General features: G+C 64.9%; 23 protein-coding genes and 1 pseudogene. 12 read left to right on the forward strand and 12 right to left on the reverse strand.

Features of this window, described 5'->3' with window-relative positions; genetic code table 11:
* The first annotated feature begins 77 nt into the window (after positions 1-77).
* Together trxB and trxA are read left to right on the forward strand one after the other, a co-directional pair.
* On the forward strand, positions 78-1052 hold the full coding sequence (gene trxB / locus RQG77_RS16170) for a thioredoxin-disulfide reductase (RefSeq protein WP_311245659.1): 975 nt from the start codon (positions 78-80) through the stop codon (positions 1050-1052).
* Positions 1053-1119: 67 nt separating this feature from the next.
* Complete coding sequence (gene trxA / locus RQG77_RS16175) at positions 1120-1443, forward strand: thioredoxin (RefSeq protein WP_042541543.1); 324 nt, start codon at positions 1120-1122, stop codon at positions 1441-1443.
* A 73-nt stretch (positions 1444-1516) separates the two neighbouring features.
* Here the strand turns inward: trxA and RQG77_RS16180 are convergent, their stop codons facing one another.
* The 12 genes and pseudogenes from RQG77_RS16180 to rpmH form a co-directional block, all read right to left on the reverse strand.
* Entirely contained in the window at positions 1517-2044 is a 528-nt protein-coding gene (locus RQG77_RS16180; RefSeq protein WP_311245660.1) for a GrpB family protein, read from the reverse strand.
* Positions 2045-2057: 13 nt separating this feature from the next.
* A complete protein-coding gene (locus RQG77_RS16185) occupies positions 2058-2393 on the reverse strand; it encodes a tryptophan synthase subunit alpha (RefSeq protein WP_311245661.1) in 336 nt (111 codons plus the stop codon).
* A 9-nt stretch (positions 2394-2402) separates the two neighbouring features.
* Positions 2403-3854 (reverse strand): annotated as a pseudogene (locus RQG77_RS16190) (sugar porter family MFS transporter); the annotation flags it as partial.
* Between the two features lie 59 nt (positions 3855-3913).
* Complete coding sequence (locus tag RQG77_RS16195; protein ID WP_311245662.1) at positions 3914-4879, reverse strand: ParB/RepB/Spo0J family partition protein; 966 nt, start codon at positions 4877-4879, stop codon at positions 3914-3916.
* On the reverse strand, positions 4879-5805 hold the full coding sequence (locus RQG77_RS16200; protein WP_311245663.1) for a ParA family protein: 927 nt from the start codon (positions 5803-5805) through the stop codon (positions 4879-4881). Before RQG77_RS16200 ends, RQG77_RS16195 begins: the two co-directional genes overlap by 1 nt.
* Before the next feature lie 134 nt (positions 5806-5939).
* Positions 5940-6383 carry an AAA family ATPase gene (locus RQG77_RS16205; protein WP_311245664.1) on the reverse strand — a complete coding sequence of 148 codons (444 nt, stop codon included), beginning with the start codon at positions 6381-6383 and terminating at the stop codon, positions 5940-5942.
* Positions 6384-8861: 2478 nt separating this feature from the next.
* On the reverse strand, positions 8862-9485 hold the full coding sequence (rsmG, locus tag RQG77_RS16210; RefSeq protein ID WP_311245665.1) for a 16S rRNA (guanine(527)-N(7))-methyltransferase RsmG: 624 nt from the start codon (positions 9483-9485) through the stop codon (positions 8862-8864).
* A gap of 33 nt (positions 9486-9518) precedes the next feature.
* The gene (locus tag RQG77_RS16215) at positions 9519-10010 is read right to left on the reverse strand and encodes a R3H domain-containing nucleic acid-binding protein (protein WP_311245666.1); all 492 of its coding nucleotides are present in this window, start codon (positions 10008-10010) and stop codon (positions 9519-9521) included.
* Complete coding sequence (yidC, locus tag RQG77_RS16220; RefSeq protein WP_120494666.1) at positions 10007-11077, reverse strand: membrane protein insertase YidC; 1071 nt, start codon at positions 11075-11077, stop codon at positions 10007-10009. The genes RQG77_RS16215 and yidC overlap by 4 nt, the downstream gene beginning before the upstream one ends.
* Positions 11078-11080: 3 nt before the next feature.
* Positions 11081-11431 carry a membrane protein insertion efficiency factor YidD gene (gene yidD, locus RQG77_RS16225; protein WP_082488294.1) on the reverse strand — a complete coding sequence of 117 codons (351 nt, stop codon included), beginning with the start codon at positions 11429-11431 and terminating at the stop codon, positions 11081-11083.
* A complete protein-coding gene (gene rnpA, locus RQG77_RS16230; protein WP_082477928.1) occupies positions 11428-11772 on the reverse strand; it encodes a ribonuclease P protein component in 345 nt (114 codons plus the stop codon). The genes yidD and rnpA overlap by 4 nt, the downstream gene beginning before the upstream one ends.
* Before the next feature lie 6 nt (positions 11773-11778).
* Entirely contained in the window at positions 11779-11916 is a 138-nt protein-coding gene (rpmH, locus tag RQG77_RS16235; protein WP_056310970.1) for a 50S ribosomal protein L34, read from the reverse strand.
* A gap of 439 nt (positions 11917-12355) precedes the next feature.
* Here rpmH and dnaA point away from each other — a divergent pair, with 439 nt between their 5' ends.
* From dnaA to RQG77_RS16285, 10 genes are all read left to right on the forward strand, one after another.
* On the forward strand, positions 12356-13624 hold the full coding sequence (dnaA, locus tag RQG77_RS16240; protein ID WP_396653425.1) for a chromosomal replication initiator protein DnaA: 1269 nt from the start codon (positions 12356-12358) through the stop codon (positions 13622-13624).
* Positions 13625-14118: 494 nt separating this feature from the next.
* Positions 14119-15261: a DNA polymerase III subunit beta gene (gene dnaN, locus RQG77_RS16245; RefSeq protein ID WP_056310966.1), complete on the forward strand. Its 1143-nt coding sequence runs from the start codon at positions 14119-14121 to the stop codon at positions 15259-15261.
* A gap of 85 nt (positions 15262-15346) precedes the next feature.
* Positions 15347-16507 (forward strand): DNA replication/repair protein RecF, encoded by a 1161-nt coding sequence (gene recF / locus RQG77_RS16250; protein WP_311245668.1) that lies wholly within the window; start codon positions 15347-15349, stop codon positions 16505-16507.
* A complete protein-coding gene (locus tag RQG77_RS16255) occupies positions 16500-17003 on the forward strand; it encodes a DUF721 domain-containing protein (protein WP_056511574.1) in 504 nt (167 codons plus the stop codon). The genes recF and RQG77_RS16255 overlap by 8 nt, the downstream gene beginning before the upstream one ends.
* Positions 17004-17121: 118 nt before the next feature.
* Complete coding sequence (gene gyrB / locus RQG77_RS16260) at positions 17122-19191, forward strand: DNA topoisomerase (ATP-hydrolyzing) subunit B (protein WP_311245669.1); 2070 nt, start codon at positions 17122-17124, stop codon at positions 19189-19191.
* A 52-nt stretch (positions 19192-19243) separates the two neighbouring features.
* Positions 19244-21805: a DNA gyrase subunit A gene (gene gyrA / locus RQG77_RS16265; protein WP_311245670.1), complete on the forward strand. Its 2562-nt coding sequence runs from the start codon at positions 19244-19246 to the stop codon at positions 21803-21805.
* On the forward strand, positions 21802-22206 hold the full coding sequence (locus RQG77_RS16270; RefSeq protein WP_056310959.1) for a DUF3566 domain-containing protein: 405 nt from the start codon (positions 21802-21804) through the stop codon (positions 22204-22206). The genes gyrA and RQG77_RS16270 overlap by 4 nt, the downstream gene beginning before the upstream one ends.
* Positions 22207-22342: 136 nt before the next feature.
* Positions 22343-23611: a histidine kinase gene (locus RQG77_RS16275; RefSeq protein WP_311245671.1), complete on the forward strand. Its 1269-nt coding sequence runs from the start codon at positions 22343-22345 to the stop codon at positions 23609-23611.
* Entirely contained in the window at positions 23599-24285 is a 687-nt protein-coding gene (locus RQG77_RS16280; protein WP_311245672.1) for a response regulator transcription factor, read from the forward strand. Before RQG77_RS16275 ends, RQG77_RS16280 begins: the two co-directional genes overlap by 13 nt.
* Positions 24282-25217, forward strand: coding sequence for a DUF4097 family beta strand repeat-containing protein (locus RQG77_RS16285; protein ID WP_311245673.1), 936 nt, complete (start codon positions 24282-24284; stop codon positions 25215-25217). Before RQG77_RS16280 ends, RQG77_RS16285 begins: the two co-directional genes overlap by 4 nt.
* The last annotated feature ends 76 nt before the right edge of the window (positions 25218-25293 follow it).

Raw genomic sequence — 25293 nt, forward strand, 5'->3', positions numbered from 1 at the left:
CGGGAATGTCGCGCGGTTACCATTGGTTGAAGCAGTCGAACGTCTTTCGGCGTCTCAGCATCTACGACGGAGAGCACATGCGTCAGGTCATCATCATCGGTTCCGGTCCTGCCGGATTCACCGCCGCCATCTACGCGGCGCGCGCGAACCTCAAGCCGCTGCTCATCGCGAGCACGGTCGAGGTCGGCGGAGAGCTGATGAACACCACCGAGGTCGAGAACTACCCGGGCTTCCCCGAAGGAATCCAGGGCCCCGAGCTCATGGCCAAGTTCCAGGAGCAGGCAGAGAAGTTCGGCACCGAGGTCGTCTATGACGACGTCACCGAGCTCGACCTCGCCGGCCCCGTCAAGAAGGTCACGCTCGGCAGCGGAACCGTGCACGAGGCCCAGTCGCTCATCTACGCGACGGGATCTGCATACCGCAAGCTCGGCATCGAGGGCGAAGAGCGCCTCTCGGGCTACGGAGTCTCGTGGTGCGCCACGTGCGACGGCTTCTTCTTCCGTGAGAAGACCATCGCGGTCGTCGGCGGCGGCGACTCGGCGATGGAAGAGGCGACGTTCCTCACCCGCTTCGCCGAGAAGGTCTACGTCATCCACCGCAAGGACTCCCTGCGCGCCTCGAAGATCATGCAGGAGCGTGCGTTCGCGAACGAGAAGATCGAGTTCGTGTGGAACAGCGAGGTCGCCGAGATCCTCGGTGGCGACTCCGTCTCGGGCGTCCAGCTGCGCAACACGGTCGACGGCACGCTCAGCGATCTGCCCCTCGACGGACTGTTCATCGCGATCGGAAACGACCCGCGCACCCACCTCGTGCACGACAAGCTCGAGCTGACCGCAGAGGGCACCATCTGGGTCGACGGCCGCTCGTCGGTCACCTCGGTGCCCGGTGTCTTCGCCGCCGGCGACGTGATCGACCCCACCTACCGTCAGGCGATCACCGCTGCCGGCTCCGGAACGGTCGCCGCCCTCGACGCCGAGCACTTCCTCGCGGATCTCGAAGACGCTTCCGTCGAGTTCCCGGCGGCCGAAGCCGCCGAGATCATCACCGCCTGAGCGGTCGGGAACAGTTTCACCTCGCCCGCTGTTGTAGCAGGCGAACCTCGAATCAAGGAGAACTCTGATGAGTGCAAAGGCTACGAGCCAGGCGACCTGGGAGCAGGACGTTCTGCAGGCCGAAGGTCCCGTCCTCGTGGACTTCTGGGCCGAGTGGTGCGGACCGTGTCGCATGGTCGCCCCCGTTCTGGACCAGATCCAGGCGGACAACCCCGACAAGATCACCATCCTCAAGCTGAACGTGGACGAGAACCCGCAGCTGGCGATGAAGTACCAGATCACCTCCATCCCCGCGATGAAGGTGTTCCAGGGCGGTGAGGTCAAGACGACCATCATCGGCGCCAAGCCGAAGCCGGCCCTCGAGCAGGACCTCGCAGCCTTCATCGGCTGATCAGGATTTCAGGCCGTCACCTCTTCGGAGGTGGCGGCCTTTTTCTGTCCCCGGCCGATACCGGCCACCGAGACTATTTGTCGTGCACCGGCACCGAGGGCAGCCCGCGGGCCGCGCGAGCGCGGTCGACGATCTCCTGGATCGCCGGCGTCTTCGCGGCGTTGTACGTCGATCGCCCGCGCGCCGCGGCCGCCACAGCATCGCACTTCGCGTGCGAGTACCGATCCGCGTCATCCGGGTGTGCGAGCAGCCAGTCCCTGAGGATGCGCTGGTTCGCCGCATCCCAGTCCTCAGCGACGAAGAGGTGCGCGATCGCGGTACGGACACCGTCGGTCTCATGGATCATGACGGGATGCGTGCGCACAGCACTCCCCCGCCGCCATCCTCCGGCCTCGAGCGCCGGCAGGTGCGTGTCGAAGTCCTGGAGATCCCGGATCCTGATGGCCAGGTCGATGATGGGCTTCGCGCGCATCCCCGGGATGGCGGTCGAGCCGATGTGCTCGATCAGCCAATCGGCATCCGTCAGGGTGGTGATCTCCAAGGCGATGCTCGCGAACTGATCGGCCCAGGCGGGGTCGTAGGTGAGAAGCATCCTCGGCATCGCGGCGGAATCCTCAGGATGCGTCGGCGACTGAGGGGTCCCAGCGTCGGTGGCGCTGCTTCTCGTCGAGCAGCCCCCACACGGCCGGTGTGAGCTCGGGATACTCCAGAGCGATCTGGCGCAGCACTCGGTAGTGACGAGCCGCGTTGGGCCGCACGCCATCGTTCGCGGTGATGTTGTCGGCGCGCAGCAGATACACCACGAGCTCGTCGACGCTCGGCAGGTCCTCCATGAACTCCCAGGGGTCTTCTCCACTGAGAAGACGCTCCTGAATGAGCACGGCGAGTTCGTCCGACGCCTCTGCTCGCAGCACTTCCAGGCTGGCGCGACGGGGAACGGACTCGGTCATGCTTCCAGCCTACGTGGCCTTGCGGGTGCCCCGGCGCTCCACCTTCAGCTCGTCCGTCATCTCCTCGAGCTCTTTGCCCTTGGTCTCGGGAACCTTGAAGTACACGAAGAAGAACGACAGCAGCGCAAAGAACGCGTAGAAGCCGTAGGCGAATGTGAGGCCGATGTCGGCGAAGATCGGGAACGTCGTCGAGATGAAGAAGTTCGCCGCCCATTGCGCTGCTGCAGCGACTGCGAGGGCTCCCGCACGGATCGAGTTCGGGAAGATCTCACCCAGAAGCACCCAGACGAGCGGGCCCCACGTGGCTCCGAAGAACACCACGAAGCCGTTGGCACAGATCAGTGCCACCGTGGCCCAGGGATCAGGGAGCGTCGCCGTGCCCTCGGCATCCAACGTGCCGAACGAGAACGCCAGCGCCATCAGCCCCAGCGTGACGGTCATGCCCACAGAACCGACGAGCAGCATGATGCGGCGGCCGATCTTGTCGACGAGCAGGATCGCCACGATCGTGACCACGATGTTCGTGACAGAAGTGATGACCGAGGTCAGCAGCGCGCTCGACTCATCGAATCCGACCGACTGCCACAGCGTCGTCGAGTAGTAGAAGATCACGTTGATGCCGACGAACTGCTGGAACACCGACAGCAGGATGCCGACCCAGACGATCGGCTTCAGGCCCAGGCGGCTGCCTCGAAGATCGCGCAGGGATTCCTTGCGCTCTGTGTCGATCGTGCTCGTGATCTCTTTGATCTTCGCGTCTACGTCGACGGCGCCTGTGACGGTCTGCAGCACCTCAGAAGCTCGGGTGATGTCCCCCGTACGCACCAGGTATCGCGGAGATTCCGGGAGGCGCAGCGACATGATGCCGTAGACCAACGCAGGAATCGCCTCGACGATGAACATCCATCGCCATGCTGTAAGCCCCCACAGCGGCTGGTCAGCGGCCCCTGCGATGTTGGCGAGAAGCGCGTCCGAGAGGAGCGCGGCGAAGATACCGGTGACGATCGCGAGCTGCTGAAGGGATCCGAGTCTTCCTCGGATCTTCGCCGGCGACACCTCTGCGATGTACGCGGGAGCGATGACGGATGCAGCGCCGACGCCGAGTCCACCGACCACGCGCCAGATGATCAGGTCGACGACGCTGAACGCGAGTCCCGACCCGATCGCCGAGATGAAGAACAACACGGCAGCGACGACCATCACCGGGATACGACCGCGTTTGTTCGCGATCGGCCCGGCGAACCAGGCGCCGACCGCGCAGCCGATGAGCGCTGACGAGACGGCGAAGCCCTTGAGCCCCGCGCCGAGATCGAATCCCGAGACGTTCCCCGCCAGAGCGTCGACGGCACCGTTGATGACGGCGGTGTCGAAGCCGAAGAGGAAGCCACCGAGCGCAGCGGCGATACTGACCGCTATGACTTTTCGCTGGAAACCGGATGGACTCTGCGCAGTGGACATGGTCTCCCCTTCATCGTGGCGATCCCGCGAGTCTACGACCGCTCAGTCGCGACGGGGTGGAATCACGCCGATCCGTAGCCGGATTGCCCGATCTCCTCAAGGATCCGGTTCAGATCCTGGATCGAAGCGAAATCGATGATGACCTGGCCTTTGCGAGCACCGAGTGACACCTTGACGCGCGTGTTCAGACGATCACCGAGGTTGCCGGCCACCTCGTCGAGGTAGGCGCGACGGGCTCCGGGCGTGGGCTTCGCCGTGCGCCCGGGAGCAGCCGGCTCGGTCTTCGCTGCGACCTCGGTCGCGCGTACCGAGAGATCCTCGTTCACGACCTTGTCGGCGAGACGCTGCATCGCCTCGGGGGTGTCGAGACTGAGGATCGCGCGAGCGTGACCTGCCGTCAGCACACCTGCCGCCACACGCTGCTGCACGGGAACCGGTAGCTTCAGCAGACGGATCGTGTTGCTGATCTGCGGACGAGAGCGCCCGATGCGCGTGGCCAGCTCCTCCTGAGTGATCCCGAAGTCCTCGAGCAGCTGCTGGTAGGCAGATGCCTCCTCGAGAGGGTTCAGCTCCGAGCGGTGCAGGTTCTCGAGGAGTGCGTCGCGCAGGAGGTCTTCGTCGGCGGTCTCACGGACGACTGCGGGAATGGCTGCCAGACCCGCCTCACGGGCAGCACGGGTGCGCCGCTCCCCCATGATGAGTTCGTACTCGCCCTCGCTGTTCTTGCGGACGACGACGGGCTGCAGCACACCGAACTCCCGCACGCTGTGCACGAGCTCAGCGAGGTCTTCGGGATTGAAATGCGTGCGCGGCTGCCGGGGGTTCGGGACGATCTTCTGCGGGTCGATCTGGATGAGGTGGATGCCTGGGACAGCCTCGAGATCTTCTGCGGCGGGCTGGTCGCTCGTCTGCTCCGTCGCCGGGCGCAGATTCGCGCCGGGGAAGAACACATCCACGGGACGCTCGGACTGATCAGCGGTGGGGATGAGGGCACCGATGCCTCGGCCCAGTCCAGTGCGCTTCGCCATCATTTCTCCTTGCTCTGCGCCGCGGTGCGCGACGCGATCTCGACGGCGGCCTCGCGATAGGCGACGGCGCCGGCGGATTGCCCATCGTAGGCGATCACGGTCTGACCGAAACTCGGTGCTTCCGACACCCGCACAGAGCGCGGGATGACGGTGTCGAGCACCTGATCGGGGAAGTGGGTGCGAACCTCGTCAGCGACCTGCTGAGCGAGTCGCGTACGCCCGTCGAACATCGTCAAGAGGATCGTCGACAGGTGGAGCCCGGGATTCAGGTGCTTCTGGATCATCTGGATACTGCCGAGAAGCTGGCTCAGTCCCTCCAATGCGTAGTACTCGCACTGGATCGGGATGAAGACCTCGTTCGCCGCGGTGAACGCGTTGATCGTGAGGAGACCGAGAGACGGCGGGCAGTCGATGATCACGAAGTCCATCGGGTTGTCGACCAGGTACTCCTCCAGAGCACGGCGCAGGCGGTGCTCTCGTGCGACCTGAGCCACGAGCTCGATCTCAGCCCCGGCGAGGTGGATCGTGCTGGGTGCGCAGAAGAGATTCTCGTCCTCGGGGCTCTGCTGCACGATCTCGGCGAGCGGCACCTCTTCGATCAGGACGTCATAGACGCTCGGGGTCTCCGCGTTGTGCGGTACTCCGAGAGCCGTGGAGGCGTTTCCCTGGGGGTCGAGGTCGATCACGAGTACCTTCGCACCGAGTCCGGCGAGGGCGGATGCGACGTTGACCGCGCTGGTCGTCTTGCCGACCCCACCCTTCTGGTTCGAGACCGTCAGGATGCGGGTGTCCCCCCTGAAGTCGATGTTCACTGCTTCGAGGACTCTGCGGCGAGCTGAGAGGTCCGCGAGTTCCCGCGCGAGCGGCGTATCCATCCCGAAGGAGTCCTTCGGTGATGCCTTTTCGGGCTGTTTCACGTGAAACATCCACTCCTTTCGGGGCCGTGTCCCACTCTAATCGCTGCGGCGGACGTTGCTCACTGTTGGCCATGCTCAGGAGGCTTGTCCTGGGGAACGCTGATGCTCATACAGCCTTGGTCAGTGTGTTTCACGTGGAACATTCATGCGCGCACGAGCGACATGATCTCCTCGGCCACGTCGACGAGCGGCCTCGACGCATCGATCTCACGTGTCGCGCCTCGGCGAAGAAGTGGCTCGATCGACCGAAGGTTCTCTCGGATCTCGGCTCGCTCTGCCTCCGTAGAGCCATAAGGATTCGTCACACGCCCCTGTACGCGCTCAAGGATGATCGCCTCGGGTGCCGAGAGCAGCACCACATGATCGAAGCGATCGTAGAAGTAGCCCTGGTTCTCGACAGTCCCTGCCACCACAAGATCACAGTTTTCGTGGAGTAGTGCCGTCATCCGAACCACGTCCCACAGGCCATCCTGGGTCTTCCAGCTCCCGTAGTCCGTGTCGATGGTCGAAACTCCCCGGTCCCCCAGAAGCGCGACGACACTTGACTTTCCTACGCCTGACATTCCTGTGATGAGAACCCGGGCCATTCCTCCACGGTATCCGTGTTTCACGTGAAACACGGGTCAGGCCGCATCCAACGGCCGCCGACACCTCCGTCACGATGGTTGCGGGACGCAGCTCAACGCGCGTTCACAACGCGATATCCGCCGTCATGGTGCGCACGTTTCACGTGAAACACTCTCTCTGGTCCGGAATCTGGACCGCGCCCATGCGTCCATGACACCACCATGTCCGTATCTTTAGACCGGACCCGTGCCCTGCCATCCCCTCTAGCGTCGGGTTTCAGAAGGTGCTGCTCCGGTCGACAACGCAGATGGCCTCGGCGTGACGAGTACTCCCACACGATGATCTGGCCCAGTGACGCCTGATCACTATCGCGGGCTCCCCATAAGTCCGTCGGCCAGCAAGGAAGCGCGCGGCCCCTGCTCATCACCTCACGATCCGTGGGAGTCAGTACTTCGTGGCCCAGTGGACAAACCGATCCGGTCGAAACACAGCGACTTGGCCTGCGCGTTCACGCTCAGCCCATGGCCGTCTGTCGACACCGACGGCCGGCAGCTCACTACTCGAAGACGGTTCGCGACGAAGGCAAGGTGCACGGCTTGGCTATGGGAACGACGACTCCACTCCCCCAGCAGCCCAACCGATACGTGGTGGTTCCGACTGACGCAGCGCGGGGTCCCGGCGTGCACGGACAGTGCGCCGTCCAGGCCCCGCGTTTCACGTGAAACATTCGTACGTCTCGCCAAGAGATCGCGCCGCCTCAGGTGATGACGCATCAAGGACGACGCACGCATCCACCGGGGTGAGTCTCGTGCTTCGCGAACAAGCGCCTGAGCTATGGACCACACTGTTTCGTCACGGTGGTAGACGGGCGCCTGGCCACGGAACTCTCAATCGCACACAACGCGCTACTCTCGTGTCTACAGCCGCCGACGTGAAGTCCCGGCCCCAGAACCCGGGCCCAGACCCAGGCCGCCGGCCCAGTCCCAGGAACAGGCAACCCAGCCCGACCCACAGACCCAACGCCCACCCGCGAGCACAGACCACAGCCCCAAGTGCCAACCCCCAGTCCGAGTCCGAGTCCCAGACCCAGTCCGAGTCCCAGACCCAGTCCGAATCCCAGGCCCAGTCCGAATCCCAGGCCCAGTCCGAATCCCAGGCCCAGTCCGAATCCTAGGCCCAGTCCCAAGCACAGACACAGACACAGACACAGACACAGACAGGCAAACCCCAGATCAAGAGCCGGATCCAGATCCCGCTCCTCACCAACACACAAGCTGGCTGCAGAAACAACGCGTGTACACGCCCAACTGAACTCAAGCCCCCAGGCTGCAGTCCCAACGCCCCGGCCCAGGGGCAGGACCACTCCCTCGCCCCAGCCTCAAGCCCCAATCCCCAAGCCCCAATCCCCAAGCCCCAAGCCCCAAGCCACCAATTGGCTCAAAGCGACCCGACAGAATGGCTGCAAACCAACACACGCACACACGTACAGCGACTTCAGGGGAACAAGCTCAAATCCCGAGCCCCAGCGCAGAACCCCTGCCCAGTGTCCACAATCCCCAGCCCGGCCCCCACCGGAAGTCCACAATCCCCGAGCTGCGCCACTGGCCGCACCGTGCAGGAGCGCACCCGCCACACCTCCCCGGAAGGACGGCGCTCGACGCGCCATCATGGAGATGTGACGCCGCCACAGCGCCGATGCGATTCACGAGGCGGGGCAGGTTCATCTGCAGTGAGCAGATGGTTTCACGTGAAACATCGCTGATCAGAAACGCTCCCCGCGTTTCGCCCACGCACACCACTCCTGCCATCCGGCCGCTATTTGCCGAGGATTTTGTTTCACGTGAAACACTGCCCCAGGGTCTCGAGAGACGCAGCATGCGGGGCACCTGCGGACCCTTCCTCGACCTGGGATTGCTGCTGTGGTGCGCATGATTGGCTGGTGGGGCAGCACCTGTGTCGCGTAATGACTTGATTCAGCCACGCGCCACGGTTTTCACAGATACGAGCCGTTTCACGTGAAACGTCGACGAAGCCACCCGCCAGCCCAACGAAGTCACTCTCATACCAACCCAGGCACCAGTGGGCGGGATGCTGTTCCCTGGGGACCATCCCCTCCATGCGTGCGGCGAGTCCGCGAGTGCGCAGAACGGGCGGAGGATTACACCCTTGGCGCAGTCGCGACTCGTGATCTCGACTAGCGGTGCATGGGTCACGCGGTCCCCGCTATAGATCTAGAGCCGGCTATAGATTTAGAGTGCGTGCCCTCGCGCAACATGTTTCACGTGAAACCTCTACGGATCAACGGGGAACACGCCACGTTGGGCGAGTCGGGCACCGCAGCGAAGTCCCTCGGCATCCATCACCTACGAAAGGAGTCGACGTACCCCGGTGACCGCGCCGCGTGCCGCGCAGAGACCAGGGCAGAGCACGCCCCGCCGATGAATCCCGCTCATCAGAATGGCGGGAGGCGTGAACACACGCCGAGAACTGCAGCCTGCCTAGCGAACCACGGCCCGAACGACGCGCGTCGACTCGGGAAGCACACTCTCACCGAGAACCTCGACCCGGACGTCCGTCAGGCGGAACTTCTTGATCTGCTTCTGTGCGGCGTCGATCTCGTTCGCCGCGTTCATCCCCTTGAGTAGAACGAGCTCTCCCCCGTCACGAACGAGCGGAGCGGTCAGCGGGATCAGAGTCTTCAGTGCACTGACCGCGCGCGCTGTCACAACATCGAAGCCCTCGGGTCGCCGAGCATCCTCAGCCCGAGCTCGCAACACCTCGACGTTGTCGAGACCCAGCGCATCGACCTGCTCATTCAGCCAGATCACGCGACGCTCCATCGGTTCGATGAGAGTCCATTGCACGTCGGGGCGCGCGATCGCGAGCACAATACCGGGTAGCCCTGCCCCCGAGCCGATGTCTGCAACCGATCCATGGAACAGCGGCGAAGCGATCACGCTGTTCAAGACATGCCTCGTCCACAGCCGCGGAAGCTCGAGCGGCCCGATGAGACCGCGCTCTTCACCATGCTCTGCGAGAGCTGCGGTGAACTGCCTCGCCAGATCGATCCGACCTCCGAAGAGCTCGGCAGCTACGGCGGGCTCCACCTCGACAGCACTCACAGCAGCATCCCGATCAATGTTTCACGTGAAACGTCAGCGACGACGGAGAACGGTGTGGCGGTCAGCACCTTCGCCATACGACTCCGAGACAAGTCCCTGGTCAGCGGCGATATCGTGCACCAACTTGCGCTCGTAGCTCGACATGGCCGGCAGGGACGCCTGCGTTGCTCCATCGTCGAGCTTCGCAGCCGCGGCGTTGACCAGAGTCTCGAGCTGGCGACGACGAGTATCGCGAGAACCACCGACGTCGAGGATAAGACGCGAGAATGAACCCGTCTTGCTCTGCACGGCCAGACGCGTCAGCTCCTGAAGAGCCTGCACGGTGTCAGGGGCCGACAGCAGAGCGAGTCCATCGCCCTCTGCCTCGACCGAGACATAGGCACGCCCCTGGCGCACATCGAGGTTTAGATCCCCATCGATGTCGGCGATGTCGAGCAGCTCTTCGAGGTAGTCGGCTGCGACATCGCCCTCGTTCTCCAGCTCGGCGACCGTGGGCTCCACGATCTCAGTCACGTTGTCGGTCACGAACCGCTCCCCTTCTTCTTCGAACGCTTCTTGCCCACGGGCTGCTGACGCTTGGGAGTCTGTGCCTTCGCACGCTCCACCTCTTCGAGCATCCGCTGCTGTTCTGCCTCGTATGCCGCCATCGGAACGACCTTGCCCGACGAGTCGATCGCCTTGCCCTTGCGGGCCAGACGCTCTTCGCGCGCCTTGGCAGCCTCAGAGCCTGGAGTAGGCATCTCGCGGATGACGAGGAACTGCTGACCCATCGTCCAGAGGTTCGAGATGAACCAGTACACGACGACGCCGAGCGGGAAGAAGATACCCGAGAAGATGAAGCCCAGCGGAAGGATGTAGAGCATGATCTTCTGCATCTGGTACGCCTGGCCGGTCTTGGCCTCGGGCGACAGGTTCTTCGAGATGATCTGCAGCTGAGTGAAGAACTGCGACGCGATCATGAGCACGACGAGCGTGACCAGAATGACGATCGCGGTGGTGTTGCCGGCGTCCACGGCGTTGCCGAGCGTCTCGTGCAGAGAGGCGACGCCGAAGAGCTCGGCGTTGTAGAACTGCTCGGTGAGCTCCGCATTCAGCAGCCCGACGCCACCCACACCGAGGTTGTGGTGCTTCGAGACGTCGCTCAGCACGCTGAACAGCGAGAAGAAGATCGGCATCTGCACCAGCAGCGGAAGACAGCTCGACATCGGCGTCGTGCCGTGCTTCTTGTACAGCCCCATGGTCTCGCGGCTCATGGCCTCGCGAGAGAGCTGATCCTTCTTGCCTCGATACTTCTCCTGAACTTTTCGCAGCTCAGGAGCGATTTCCATCATCTTTCGCTGGCTCTTGATCTGCTTCACGAAGAGCGGGATCAGAGCAGCACGGACGACGACGACGAGTCCGACGATCGACAGGACCCAGGTCAGCCCGGATGCCGCAGGAAGACCGACCGCAGTCAGCAGCCAGTGCCAGGCGACGAGCACCATCTCGACGAGCCACTTGAGCGGCCAGAGAATGGTTCCGATCAGATCGAAGCCGCCGGCGGCAGGCGCCGGCGACGGGGTGGTGCTGGCGAGCAGAAGGTCAAGACCCACCGATCAGTCCTTTCGGGAAGGGACGACGAAACCGTGAGCGGTCAGGTCATAACGGAAATGTTCGTGAGGACGGACGTCATCGACGCCGCCGTGGCTCCAGGGGTTGCAACGGAGGATGCGCCATGCCGAGAGCATCGTTCCCCGCACGGCGCCGTGCTGTTGCACCGCACCTACAGCGTAAGCGGAACAGGATGGGTAATAGGCACAGACATCTCCATACATCGGAGAGATCACCCTGCGGTAGCCGGCCAGGAAACCGAGAACAGCGTTCCTCGGCGCCAACGGGACGCTGCGCAGCAGATCCCCTGCACGCATGTGTCCGGTGCCGATCGACGACGCGGGAAGAGCAGTCATGCTCGCGCCTGCCCGAGACGATCCAGGCAGCGGTTCACGTCGGCACTCAGCTCTGCGTAGCTGGCGGTCGCGGACGCAGGAAGGGCACGGATGACGACATCCGTGCCCTCGGGTACCCGCGGAAGCGCCTCCGCACAGACGGCTTTGAGTCGCCGACGGACGGTGTTGCGCACCACAGCGGTGCCCACCTGCTTGCTGATGATGAATCCGAACCTCGCGGCTCTGCTCTCGCCCGTCGTCAGCATCGAGGTGACGACCTTGGCTCCGCCACAACGGGATCCGCGTCGAACGACCAGTCGATAGTCGCTCCCGCGGGTCACACGAAACGGGCGGGCGAGCACAGCGATCTACGCGGAGAGCTCGGTGCGGCCCTTCGCGCGACGAGCCGAGAGGATGGCACGGCCGGCGCGGGTGCGCATGCGAAGGCGGAAGCCGTGCTTCTTGGCGCGACGACGGTTGTTGGGCTGGTAAGTGCGCTTGCTCATGAAATCACTCCGGGAATGCTGCCACCGGGATCGATTTGACCGGAGACATAGGGATCTGCCATTCAGGCATAAGTCAACCGATTAAGGGTACGTCTTGACGGCGCGCAGAGCAAATCTGCGCGCTTCGACCTCGACCTCCGGCACGATCCGCACAGCTATTATCCACAACCTGTCGCGTGCACGTATGCGCAACACGCGCGCGGATTCCCGTAGGCAGGTTGCCGTTCCCAGCCGCGGTGACTACCGTGGCATCCGAAGTTATCCACAGGGGGGACGCCATTCTCGACGCCCCTCCGAATCCCCAGCACGGAGCGTCATGTCATCACCTGCCCAGCCCGACGTTCCGATCTGGACCACGGTGCAGGACCTGCTCGAGGCGGATGACAGGGTGACTCCGCAGCTGCAGGGATTCCTCAGCCTCGCCGTCCCCGCCGGTGTGATGTCCGCGACGCTTTATCTGGAGGTCCCCAACGACCTCACCGCGGCGCAGATCAACAAGCGCCTGCGGCTGCCGATCATGGAGGCGCTCTCCCACATCGGTCAGGAGGTCACCTCTTATCGCGTCGTGGTCAACCACGAGCTCGCCGAGCAGCCCACCGCACCGATCGCCGTGGCCGACTACGGCCGCCAGGAGCAGATCCGGATCGAGTCGCCGATGGAGCAGCCGACGCAGCTGCGCCACGAATCCCGCCTGAACCCGAAGTACACGTTCGACAACTTCGTCATCGGCCAATCCAATCGCTTCGCCCATGCCGCGGCGGTCGCGGTGGCCGAGGCCCCCGCCAAGGCATACAACCCTCTCTTCATCTACGGAGACTCGGGTCTGGGCAAGACCCACCTCCTCCATGCGATCGGCGACTACGCCCAGTCCCTCTACGCAGGGGTGAAGGTCAGGTACGTCTCGAGCGAGGAGTTCACGAACGACTTCATCAACTCGATCGCGAACAACCGCGGTGCCGCCTTCCAGGCGCGGTACCGCGACGTCGACATCCTGCTGATCGACGACATCCAGTTCCTGCAGGGTCGTGCCGAGACCCAGGAAGCCTTCTTCCACACCTTCAACACGCTGCACGACCACAACAAGCAGGTCGTGATCACGAGCGATGTCGCGCCGAAGCACCTGACCGGCTTCGAGGATCGGATGCGCAGCCGATTCGAATGGGGTCTGATCACCGATGTGCAGGCGCCCGACCTCGAGACGCGAATCGCGATCCTCCGCAAGAAGGCGCAGAGCGAGGCGCTCCATATTCCCGACGAGGTACTCGAGTACATCGCTACCGTCGTCTCCTCGAACATCCGTGAACTCGAAGGTGCCCTGATCCGCGTCTCGGCGTTCGCGAGTCTGAACCGCTCGGCCCTCGACATCTCCCTCGCACAGACGGTGCTGCGCGACATCATCGACACGGCCGAGGACAACATCATCTCGCCGACGGACATCATCACGGCGACCGCGCAGTACTTCAAGCTGACGGTCGACGATCTGTACGGCTCGAGCCGTTCGCAGCAGATCGCGACGTCGCGACAGATCGCGATGTATCTCTGTCGGGAGCGTACGAGCCTCTCGCTGCCCAAGATCGGACAGCTCTTCGGCAATCGCGATCACACGACGGTCATGTACGCCTACAAGAAGATCAGCGAGCTCATGAAGGAGCGACGTTCGATCTACAACCAGGTGACCGAGATCACCACGCAGCTCGGTCGCCGCTGAGCGTACGACGCCTCGAAAAAGGGGGTCGCAGGGTCCGATGGGACGCTGCGACCCCCTTCTCGTGCGTCTGAGGGGCATCCACAGGTCCGGATAGATGCCAGTTTGCACATGTGGATAACTTGTGGATGGATCGCGTCTAGGTCGGGACGAATGTGTGGGAAACGGGCAAACCTGTGGATAACTATGGGAGAGCGCTCCGACCGGCAGACCCCGTCCACCCGCGGATTCCTCAGGGATTCCACAACTGACAACCGTGTAGTTCCCTACTCGCGTCTGCTTTCCACCGAGTTATCCACAGTATCCACAGGTGTTAACACCGTTAAGGAGTTAATTCAATTCATGGGCGATCCGATCACCAGACGGTGGGGAAACTCCGACAGGCCCGAGCTTCCTCCCGGCCGTAGGGATCCGACCGACTGTGGGGCTAGCATGGGAAGCCCTGCACCGGCAGGAACGATGACGACACGTCTCAGAACGACGACAAGGGAGCACCAGTGAGGTTTCAGGTCAACCGCGATGTCTTCAGCGAGGCAGTCTCGTTCGTCGTCAAGCTGCTCCCGCAGCGCAATCCTCAGCCGATCCTCGCCGGAGTCCTGATCGAAGCCGACGGCTCCGGCCTCACGCTCTCGGCGTTCGACTACGAGGCTTCGGCCCGTACGACCATCGAAGCGACCGTCGACACACCGGGCACGATCCTGGTTCACGGTCGCCTCCTCTCAGACATCGCCAGCCGACTTCCGAATGCTCCGATCGAGATCGCCGTCGAGGACGACGGCAGCATCACCGTGAGCTGCGGCTCCGCCCGATTCACACTCGCGGCCATGCCGGTCGAGGAATATCCCTCGATCCCCGAGGTCTCCGGCTCCTCCGGTGTCGTTCCTGCAGACGACTTCGGCACCGCCATCGCTCAGGTCGGCTTCGCCGCATCCCGCGACGACGTCACCCCGGTGCTCACCGGTGTGCAGCTCGCAGTCTCCGGACACACGCTGAGCCTGGTCGCCACAGACCGTTACCGAGTCTCGCTCCGTGACGTCCCGTGGGACGGCGAAGCCGTCGAGGCGACCGCGCTGGTCCCCGCCCGCACTCTCCTCGAGGTCGGAAAGACCTTCGGTCACGCCGGCACTATCCAGATCGCGTTCTCGGGAGCCGGCGACCGCGAGATCATCGCGTTCACGGCAGGCAACAAGACCGTCACGTCGCTGCTGATCAAGGGCAACTTCCCGCCGGTCCGCCGCCTGTTCCCCGAGCAGACCGAGCACTACGCGGTCGTCAACACCGCGGACCTCGTCGAGGCCGTCCGCCGTGTGTCGCTCGTTCTCGACCGCGCAGCACCTCTGCGTTTCACGTTCTCGAGCGACGGCGTCACCATGGATGCCTCCGGCAGCGAGCATGCACGGGCATCCGAGTCGGTCGATGCGATCCTCTCGGGCGGTGACGACGTCACTCTCGGCCTCAACCCGCAGTACCTCATCGAGGCGCTCGGTGCCGTGAAGAGCGAGTTCGTGCGCGTGACGTTCACTTCGAGCGACAACGCGAACAAGCTCAGCCCCGTGCTGATCACGAGCCAGACTTCGGTCGATCAGGCCGGTCTCGACTCGTTCAAGTACCTGCTGCAGCCCAACCTGCTGCTGCGCTGATCTCACTCCGCGACCTCAGGGGATCGCCTCGGCGCGAGCACCCGACCGCGAGTTCGATGTCAGACCCCGAAGGTAGGCTGACACCGTGATTGTGGAACACCTGAGCCTGGTCGACTTCCGCAATTACGCGACCGCTGATCTCGCCCTGCACAAGGGACCCAACGTCCTCGTCGGGCGAAACGGTCAGGGAAAGACGAATCTCGCGGAGGCCGTCGTCTTCCTGGCGACACTGGGCTCGCACCGGGTCTCCTCCGATGCGCCGATGGTCCGCGAGGGAAAGGACTTCGCGATCATCCGCGCGCGCCTGTCACATGGCGAGCGTCGAGTGCTCGTCGAGGTGCAGCTCAACAAGCAGGGGTCGAACAAAGCCCGTATCAACGGCTCGCCGTCGAAGACCAACGAACTCCCCCGCTACGCGCACGTCGTGCTCTTCGCCCCCGAAGACCTGCAGATCGTCCGCGGCGACCCCTCGGCGCGGCGACGCTTCGTCGACCAGCTGCTCATCCAGCGCACCCCGCGCATGTCGTCGGTCCTCGCGGACTACGACCGGGTGCTCAAACAGCGCAACGCCCTGCTCAAATCCGCCCGTGCCCGCGGCATCAAGGGCGAGGGACTCAGCACGCTCGACGTGTGGGACGACAAGCTCGTCTCGCTCGGGGCCGAGATCATCACGGCCCGACAGCGGCTCGCGACCGATCTGCAGCAGCCGGTGGCCGAGGCCTATGCGGCGATCGCCGGTGAAGACCATCGCCCGCAGCTCGACTGGGCGCTCTCGGTTCGGGGAGCGGATCCCGAAGAGGGGGTGGATGCTCCGGCTGAGACGTCGGGTGACATCGCCGAGATGTTCCACGCCGCACTGCTCGCCAAGCGATCCAACGAACTCGACCGGGGCCTCACTCTCACCGGCCCTCATCGCGACGATCTGGTGCTGCGCGTGCGTGGTCTTCCGGTCAAGGGCTACGCCTCGCACGGCGAATCGTGGTCGGTGGCGCTCGCCCTGCGTCTCGCCTCCGCCGAGCTGCTGCGCAGCGAATCCCCGGCCGGTGACCCTGTGCTGATCCTCGACGATGTGTTCGCCGAGCTCGACGCCGATCGCCGCCAGCGTCTCGCCGCACTGACCGCGGGGTACGAGCAGGTGGTGGTGACCGCGGCGGTGGAGGAGGATATCCCCGAGGTTCTCCATGCCCACGTGGTGCGGATCTCTGCGGGAACCATCAGCGACGAGAGGGAGGTGGCCGATGACTGACATCGCAGCCGTTCCGGCCCCCGAGACTCCGGAGACCGTCGCCACGTACCTGCGTCTGCGGGGCCTCGCGCCGAGCTCGAAGTCGTGGAAGCGCAAGCGGCGCATCGTCACGGACGACGACAACGCCCCGTTCACCCCGGGGCGTGATCCCGGAGCCCTCGGTGCCGTACTCGACAAGCTCAGCCGGGACTCCGGATGGCAGAAGACTCTGGCCCGAGAAGACCTGGTGCGCCAGTGGGCGGATCTTGCCGGATCCGACACCGCGAAGCACTCCGAACCGGTCTCGCTCGAGCGCGGAGTGCTCACCGTGAAGTGCGATTCGACGGCCTGGGCGAAGAATCTCCAGTACATGCGCGGGACGATCCTCACCGAGATCGGTCGTCGGTATCCCGACGCGGGTGTCGAGAACCTCCGCTTCATCGGACCGGACGTACCCTCCTGGAAATGGGGTCCCAGAGTCGTTCCAGGACGGGGCCCACGCGATACCTACGGGTAGGACACCATAGATGGGGTCCGACACGCTCAGAGGGCCACAGGTGGCCGCTGAGCCGCATATCGACACGAAAAGCCGCTAGACTGGGGGTTCGTGATATCGATGTGGAGAATGCCCTCTGATGACGCCTGAATCCCCCGCTGACGAGACGGAATCCACCACCGGGGAGACCCCCGCCACCGACAACAAGATCTCACCCAAGGTGAAGCAGCCCGGTGAGTACGGTGCCGACTCCATCCAGATCCTCGAGGGTCTCGAAGCCGTCCGCAAGCGCCCGGGTATGTACATCGGATCCACGGGCCCGCGCGGTCTGCACCATCTCGTCTACGAGATCGTCGACAACTCGGTCGACGAGGCCCTCGCCGGGTACGCCGACACGATCTTCGTGACGCTGCTCGAAGACGGCGGCGTCCGTGTGATCGACAACGGTCGCGGCATCCCCGTCGATCCGCACTCCTCCGACCCCACGAAGTCGACCGTCGAGGTCGTGCTGACGATCCTGCACGCCGGTGGAAAGTTCGGCGGCGGCGCATACGCCGTCTCGGGTGGACTGCACGGTGTCGGCTCCTCGGTCGTGAACGCCCTGTCGACCCGGTTCGACGTCGAGGTCAAGCAGAAGGGCTTCGTCTGGCGGCACAGCTTCGCCGACGGCGGCGCGCCCCAGCAGCAGCTGGAGAAGGGCGAGCCCACCGACGAGACCGGAACGGCGATCACCTTCTGGCCGGATGCCGAGATCTTCACCGAGACGACGGACTTCGACTACGACACTCTCCGCACGCGCTTCCAGCAGATGGCGTTCCTCAACAAGGGACTCCGCATCGAGCTGTCCGACGAGCGCCCTGCGTCGGCCTACGAGGTCGAGGTCGACGGTCAGGCGACTCTCACTCAGCCGAACGACGTGTTCTTCTACGAGCGCGGCCTCGTCGACTACGTCGAGTACCTCAATAAGGTGCGTCACGCCGAGGTCGTCAACGACGAGATCATCGCCTTCGAGTCTGAGGACACCGAGCGCAAGATCTCCCTCGAGGTCGCGATGCAGTGGACGACCTCGTACACCGAGAACGTCTTCACCTACGCGAACACCATCAACACGCATGAGGGCGGCACCCACGAAGAGGGCTTCCGTGCGGCACTCACGACGCTCGTGAACAAGTACGCGCGAGCGAACAACCTTCTCAAGGAGAAGGACGACAACCTGTCGGGCGACGACGTGCGCGAGGGACTCACCGCAGTCATCTCGATCAAGCTCGGCGAGCCCCAGTTCGAAGGTCAGACCAAGACCAAACTGGGCAACACCGAAGCGAAGGCCTTCGTGCAGAAGGTCGTCGGCGATCAGCTCGGCGACTGGTTCGGTCGCAACCCGATCCAGGCCAAGAACGTGATCCGCAAGGCCATCGACGCGGCGACCGCCCGTCTCGCCGCCCGCAAGGCGCGCGAGACCGCTCGCCGCAAGAGCGTGTTCGAGTCGGCGGCGATGCCCGACAAGCTCAAGGACTGCACCAGCAAGGACCCGTCGATCAGCGAGATCTTCCTCGTCGAGGGCGACTCGGCCGGCGGCTCCGCGGTGCAGGGCCGCGACCCGCACACGCAGGCGATCCTGGCGCTCCGAGGCAAGATCCTCAACGTCGAGCGCGCACGTCTCGACAAGGCACTGGGCAACAAAGAGGTCCAGGCGATGATCCAGGCCTTCGGCACGGGCATTGGCGAAGAGTTCGACATCGAGAAGGCCCGTTATCACAAGATCGTGCTGATGGCCGATGCCGACGTCGATGGTCAGCACATCACCACGCTGCTGCTGACGCTGCTGTTCCGCTACATGCGCGGGCTCATCGAGGCCGGTTTCGTCTATCTCGCGATGCCGCCGCTCTACCGCCTGAAGTGGACCAACCAGCCGCACGAGTACGTGTTCAGCGACGCCGAGCGCGATGCGCTGCTCAAGCACGGACTCGAGAACGGCAAGCGCATCCCGAAGGACGCCGGCATCCAGCGCTACAAGGGTCTCGGCGAGATGAACGCCAAGGAGCTGTGGGAGACCACGATGGACCACACCACGCGGACGCTCCGCCAGGTGACCATCGAGGACGCCGCCGCCGCGGACGAGATCTTCAGCGTGCTGATGGGCGAGGACGTCGAGTCGCGACGCAGCTTCATCCAGCGCAACGCCAAGGACGTCCGCTTCCTCGACATCTGACGCGTCCCCCGCGCCTGCATTCGTTCGACAACCACCGGAATCGACAACACACATGACTGACGAAGTACGCCCCGAGCCGGCACACGACCACGGCAAGATCGATCAGGTCGACCTGCAGTCGGAGATGCAGCGCAGCTACCTCGATTACGCGATGGCCGTCATCGTCGGCCGCGCGCTCCCCGACGTGCGCGACGGGCTCAAGCCCGTGCACCGCCGCGTGATCTACGGCATGTACGACGGCGGATTCCGTCCCGACAAGTCGTTCTCGAAGTGCGCCCGTGTCGTCGGCGAGGTCATGGGTCAGTACCACCCGCACGGTGACTCGGCGATCTACGACGCCCTGGTCCGCCTCGTGCAGCCGTGGTCGCTGCGCTACCCGCTGGCACTCGGCCAGGGCAACTTCGGCTCCCCCGGCAACATGGGCGCCGCTGCTCCGCGATACACCGAGACCAAGATGGCCCCGCTCGCGCTCGAGATGGTGCGCGACATCGAAGAGGACACGGTCGACTTCACCGACAACTACGACGGTCAGACTCAGGAGCCGACCGTCCTGCCTGCGCGGTTCCCGAACCTGCTCGTCAACGGATCCGTCGGCATCGCGGTCGGCATGGCGACGAACATCCCGCCTCACAACCTGCGTGAGGTATCCGCCGCTGCATTGTGGGCTCTCGACAACCCCGGTCTCCCCCGCGAGGAGCTGCTCGAGGGACTGATCCAGCGCATCCCCGGTCCTGACTTCCCGACCGGTGCGCAGATCCTCGGCACCAAGGGTGTGCAGGAGGCGTACCGCACCGGACGCGGATCGATCACGATGCGCGCGGTCGTCAACGTCGAGGAGATCCAGGGCCGCACGTGCCTCGTGATCACCGAGCTGCCATACCAGGTGAACCCCGACAACGTCGCGGTGAAGATCGGCGACCTCGCCCGTGACGCCAAGATCACCGGCATCGCCGACATCCGCGACGAGTCTTCCGACCGCACGGGTCAGCGTCTCGTGGTCGTGCTCAAGCGCGACGCGGTCGCGAAGGTCGTGCTGAACAACCTGTACAAGCACACGCAGCTGCAGGAGAACTTCGGCGCGAACATGCTCGCGATCGTCGACGGCGTGCCCCGCACGCTCGCGATCGACGGCTTCGTGACCCACTGGATCACGCACCAGCTCGAGGTGATCGTCCGACGCACGCGCTTCCGCCTCGCCAAGGCAGAGGCGCGCATGCACATCCTGCGCGCCTACCTCAAGGCGCTCGACGCGCTCGACGAGGTCATCGCTCTCATCCGTCGATCGCAGACCACGCAGGACGCGAACGAGGGACTGCAGAAGCTCCTCGACATCGATGACATCCAGGCCCAGGCCATCCTCGACATGCAGCTGCGCCGACTGGCTGCCCTCGAGCGTCAGAAGATCCTCGACGAGGCCTCGGAGCTCGAGCGGCTCATCGGCGAGTACCAGGCGATCCTCGCCGACGAGTCGCTGCAGCGCGACATCATCCGTGACGAGCTCACCGGCATCGTCGAGCGCTTCGGTGACGACCGTCGCACGCACATCCTGCACGGCTTCGACGGCGACGTCTCGATGGAAGACCTGATCGCCGAAGAGGAGATGGTCGTCACCATCACGCGCGCTGGGTACATCAAGCGCACGCGGAGCGACAACTACCGGTCGCAGCACCGAGGCGGCAAGGGCATCAAGGGCGCGCAGCTGCGAGCGGATGACATCGTCGAGCACTTCTTCGTGACGACGACGCACCACTGGCTGCTGTTCTTCACCGACAAGGGCCGGGTGTACCGCTCGAAGACCTACGAGGTCCCCGAGGCCGGCCGAGACGCGAAGGGCACGCACGTCGCGAACCTCCTCGCTCTGCAGCCCGACGAGAACATCGCGCAGGTGCTCGACATCCGCGATTACGCGGTCGCCGACTACCTCGTGCTCGCGACCCGCGACGGACTCGTCAAGAAGACGCGTCTCGACACGTATGACACCAACCGTCAGGGCGGCGTCATCGCGATCCGCCTGAACGACGAAGACGAACTGGTCTCGGCGCTCATGGTCAACGCCGAAGACGACATCCTCCTCATCAGCCGCCGGGGCATGTCGGTCAGGTTCAGCGCGACCGACGATGCGCTGCGCCCGATGGGACGCGCGACCGCCGGAGTGAAGGGCATGAAGTTCCGTGAGGGCGACAGCCTGCTGTCGGCATCCGTCGCAGCTCCCGGTCAGTTCGTGTTCGTCGTGACGGACGGCGGCTACGCGAAGCGCACCGCCGTCGAGGAATATCGTGTCCAGGGACGCGGTGGTTTCGGCATCAAGGTGGCCAAGCTCCACGACGATCGGGGCACTCTCGCGGGCGGTCTGATGGTCTCCGCCGACGACGAGGTCCTTGTGGTTCTGTCCAGCGGCAAGGTGGTACGCTCTGCCGTGGCCGAGGTGCCCGCCAAGGGCCGAGACACCATGGGAGTGGTGTTCGCACGGACGACGGAAGCCGACCGGATCCTCGCCATCGCCCGCAACGGTGAGCGGGGCCTCACCGACGAAGACGACTCGGATGAGGCTGAGGTGGACTCCGAGACCACCGCCCCCGAGACGAACGAGAACCCTGAGGAAGCAGACGCATGAGCACAGTAGCCGACAAGCTGGCGAAGAAGTCCACGCGCAAGACCGGCGGCAAACAGGTTCGCCTGCGCCTCGTCTACGTCGACTTCTGGTCGGCCGTGAAGCTCTCGTTCCTGGGAGCCGTCGCGCTCGCCATCGTCACGATGGTGTCGTTCTTCCTGATCTACCTCGTGCTGCAGGCGACCGGAATCCTCACGCAGGCCGATGAGTTCATCGGCACGATCACCGACAACTCGGTGCGCATCTCCGAGGTGGCAGGTCTTCCGCAGGTGATGGCGTTCGCGGCTGTCGTCTCGATCCTGAACCTCATCGTGTTCACCGTGCTCGGTGCGGTCATCGCCGGCATCTACAACGTCGCCGTGAAGGTGACGGGCGGACTGCTCGTGGGGTTCATGTCGAACTGATCGACCGGATTCGAAGAGGGGCGGATGCGACTCGCATCCGCCCCTTTTCGCTCCCTGACGTCGGTAGGGAAAACCCGAAGCAGGGTCTCCGGTTGGCTCGGTGTCGGCGGGATCGGGGCCGCCGTACCTTTGAAGCATGACGACACAGACTGCCACGCCACCACCGGCGACGGCCTCGAAGCCGCCGCTGCGCATCTTCCTCTCGATCCTGCATCTGGCGGGCATCGGGGTCATCGGCGGCTTCATCTTCGCGACTCTCCCCGGACTTCTCGGCACAGGTCTCGGGCTGCTCTTCGCCGCCGGCGTCGGGGTCGTGCTCCTCGTCGGATTGGTCTACGCCCTCTTCGGCGTCGGCTGGTTCGAGGTCGCACGCGTCGGTGGGCTCTACAAGACGCCGATCGCCCCGCTGCGCTGGCGGCCTCGTGATCGGCCTGGCTTCGCCGGGTGGCTGCGCTCACTCGGACGCCAAGCCATCGACGGCCGCATGTGGCGGGCGCTGGCGAACTTCGCGATCACTGCGGTGCTGGGCTGGATCGTACTGCGTCTCGCCTGGGGCGTCGTCTGGTCGATCGTGATCTGCTTCGCTCCCCTCGCGGGAACGGACGCCGTGATGGGCCCGTTCGGCGGCGGCGGGATCGACGCCGCCTGGGCGCCGCTCATCGGCATCCTCGGCATCGCCGCCTCCCTCGCGGGCATGATCGGCCTCGCTCTCCTGCACCGGGTGCTCTCGCTGTCCATCGTGATCCGCAGCCGCGAGGCTGAATTGACCGAGCGTGTGCGCACCAGCACCGCGCAGCGGGAGGGGGCGGTACGCGCCGCCGACGTGGAGCGCACCCGCATCGAACGCGACCTGCACGACGGCGTCCAGCCGAGGCTCGTCTCAGTCGGCATGACGCTGGGCCTCGCGCAGCAGAAGATCGACAACGACCCGGATGCCGCGAAGGAACTGATCGCCGAGGCGCACACCTCGACTAAAGCAGCGATCACCGAGCTGCGACAGCTCGCCCGTGGCATCCATGCCTCCGTGCTCGACGACCGTGGCCTCGACGCGGCACTGTCTGCGCTGGCGGGGCGGTCGCACATCCCCGTGAACCTCGATGTGCGGATGGACGGACGCTGCAGCCGTGAGGCAGAGGCAGCGGTCTACTTCTCGATCGCCGAGTCGCTCACGAACGCCGCGAAGCACTCCCGAGCCAGCGAGGCCAGGGTCACGGTGCGTCTGCGTGAGGGCGGGGTGCTGTGGGCCCGCGTCGAAGACAACGGAATGGGTGGCGCTCAGGTGCAGCCCGGTGGCGGTCTCGACGGCATCGCGAACCGCATCCTCGCCGCCGGCGGAACCTTCCGCCTCGAGAGCCCTGTAGGCGGACCGACCAGCCTGGAGGTGAACGTGCCATGCGCATCCTGATCTGCGAGGACTCCGTCCTGCTGCGCGAGGGACTCGTGCGACTGCTCGAGGATGCCGGCCACACCGTGGTCGCAGCCCTCCCCGACACCGAGGGCCTGGTCGAGGCGGTCGCCGATACCGACCCCGAGCTCTGCATCCTCGATGTGCGGCTCCCACCGACGTTCACCGACGAGGGGATCCGTGCCGCTCTCGGACTCCGCGCCACGAACCCCGCGCTGCCGCTGCTCGTGCTCTCGCAGTACGTCGAGGAGCGTTACGCCTCGGATCTGATCGCGGCCCAGGGCGGCCCGCTCGGCTACCTGCTGAAGGATCGCGTGGCCGATGTCTCGGAGTTCCTCGGTTCCGTGCAGCGGATCTCCGAGGGGGCGACCGTGCTCGACCCGGAGGTCGTGGCGCAGCTCCTCACGCGACGCAACAGGGACGATCGGATGCAGCGGCTCACCGAACGGGAGCGCACCGTGCTGGCGCTCATCGCTGAAGGCAAGTCGAACCAGGCGATCGCCGGACTGCTCTTCCTCTCGGAGGCCAGCGTCGAGAAGCACATCACCGCGATCTTCCAGAAGCTGGGCTTCGAGCAGGGCGAATCGGGCAACCGGCGCGTGCTGGCGGCGCTCGCGCACATCGAGAACACGGGCGGCGCGACGCCGACCGGACAGACAGGAGTGGGACGATGACCACGAACGACGACTTCCAGGGCGGGCACACCCCGCTCACTCCCCCGCCGGCCTCCGCCCCGGAGGCGCCGGCGCCCGCACAGGCCCAGGCGCCCGCAGCTTCCGGAGGCGGCGACACGGGTCGCTCGTCGGGGGCGACCGCGGTCATGATCCTCACCGCGGTGGTGGGCGGCATGGCGCTGCTCGGCTCGGGGGCGACCGCTGCGGTCGCCGCGACCGGCAGTCTGGTCGCATCGTCGACCGAGGGCACGGATTCGGTGCTGTCCGAGGACGCCTCGGGGATTCAGAGCATCGACCTCGACGCGGATGCAGGCACGATGCGCATCGAGTTCGGTGACGTCGACGAGGCGGAGCTCGCGATCACCGACAGCCGCGGCGCGGCGTGGACTCTGGAACGTGACGGCGACTCCCTTGTCGTCCGGAGCCCCGACTTCGAGTTCGGATGGTGGTTCGGGAGCTGGTTCGGCGACGACCAGTCGGCCGTTCTCACCCTTCCCGAGAGTCTGCGAGAGAGCGCGCTCGACGCCGACCTCACCCTCGACGCCGGGAGCCTCGACGTGGTCGGCGACTTCGGTGACCTCGACATCACCGTCAACGCGGGCGCGCTGGATGTCGAGGGCGCGGCGAGCAGCCTGACCATCGACATGAGCGCCGGACGCGCCGACGCGACGCTCGACGGCGTCGACCAGGCCGACCTCACTGTGGCGGCCGGAGACCTCAATGTCGAGCTGACCGGCCGTGCGCCGTCGCAGACGACGATCGATGTGAGCGCCGGATCCCTCGATCTCACCGTTCCCGACGAGTCGTACTCGATCACTCAGGACGTCAGTGCGGGCTCGCTGGACGCGAAGGTCGACCAGTCCTCGGACACTCGCCGCGTGATCGACGTGTCGCTCTCCGCAGGCAGTGTGACGATCCGTCCGGGCCGATGATCGCACTCGAGGGCGGGGATCCGTGGGGGTCCCCACCCTCGATTGGGTAATTCCGGAAATCTCCGGTAAAGTTTCG

It is taken from the genome of Microbacterium sp. WCS2018Hpa-23 (assembly GCF_031843845.1).
Lineage (GTDB): Bacteria > Actinomycetota > Actinomycetes > Actinomycetales > Microbacteriaceae > Microbacterium.

What these genes read in the sequence shown, in the direction of transcription:
- trxB (WP_311245659.1), top strand. Translation starts at nt 78, where the DNA reads ATGCGTCAGGTCATCATCATCGGTTCCGGTCCTGCCGGATTCACCGCC.
- trxA (WP_042541543.1), top strand. Translation starts at nt 1,120, where the DNA reads ATGAGTGCAAAGGCTACGAGCCAGGCGACCTGGGAGCAGGACGTTCTG.
- RQG77_RS16180 (WP_311245660.1), bottom strand. Translation starts at nt 2,044, where the DNA reads ATGCCGAGGATGCTTCTCACCTACGACCCCGCCTGGGCCGATCAGTTC.
- RQG77_RS16185 (WP_311245661.1), bottom strand. Translation starts at nt 2,393, where the DNA reads ATGACCGAGTCCGTTCCCCGTCGCGCCAGCCTGGAAGTGCTGCGAGCA.
- RQG77_RS16195 (WP_311245662.1), bottom strand. Translation starts at nt 4,879, where the DNA reads ATGGCGAAGCGCACTGGACTGGGCCGAGGCATCGGTGCCCTCATCCCC.
- RQG77_RS16200 (WP_311245663.1), bottom strand. Translation starts at nt 5,805, where the DNA reads ATGTTTCACGTGAAACAGCCCGAAAAGGCATCACCGAAGGACTCCTTC.
- RQG77_RS16205 (WP_311245664.1), bottom strand. Translation starts at nt 6,383, where the DNA reads ATGGCCCGGGTTCTCATCACAGGAATGTCAGGCGTAGGAAAGTCAAGT.
- yidD (WP_082488294.1), bottom strand. Translation starts at nt 11,431, where the DNA reads ATGACTGCTCTTCCCGCGTCGTCGATCGGCACCGGACACATGCGTGCA.
- rpmH (WP_056310970.1), bottom strand. Translation starts at nt 11,916, where the DNA reads ATGAGCAAGCGCACTTACCAGCCCAACAACCGTCGTCGCGCCAAGAAG.
- dnaA (WP_396653425.1), top strand. Translation starts at nt 12,356, where the DNA reads ATGTCCGCGACGCTTTATCTGGAGGTCCCCAACGACCTCACCGCGGCG.
- RQG77_RS16255 (WP_056511574.1), top strand. Translation starts at nt 16,500, where the DNA reads ATGACTGACATCGCAGCCGTTCCGGCCCCCGAGACTCCGGAGACCGTC.
- gyrB (WP_311245669.1), top strand. Translation starts at nt 17,122, where the DNA reads ATGACGCCTGAATCCCCCGCTGACGAGACGGAATCCACCACCGGGGAG.
- gyrA (WP_311245670.1), top strand. Translation starts at nt 19,244, where the DNA reads ATGACTGACGAAGTACGCCCCGAGCCGGCACACGACCACGGCAAGATC.
- RQG77_RS16270 (WP_056310959.1), top strand. Translation starts at nt 21,802, where the DNA reads ATGAGCACAGTAGCCGACAAGCTGGCGAAGAAGTCCACGCGCAAGACC.
- RQG77_RS16275 (WP_311245671.1), top strand. Translation starts at nt 22,343, where the DNA reads ATGACGACACAGACTGCCACGCCACCACCGGCGACGGCCTCGAAGCCG.
- RQG77_RS16280 (WP_311245672.1), top strand. Translation starts at nt 23,599, where the DNA reads ATGCGCATCCTGATCTGCGAGGACTCCGTCCTGCTGCGCGAGGGACTC.
- RQG77_RS16285 (WP_311245673.1), top strand. Translation starts at nt 24,282, where the DNA reads ATGACCACGAACGACGACTTCCAGGGCGGGCACACCCCGCTCACTCCC.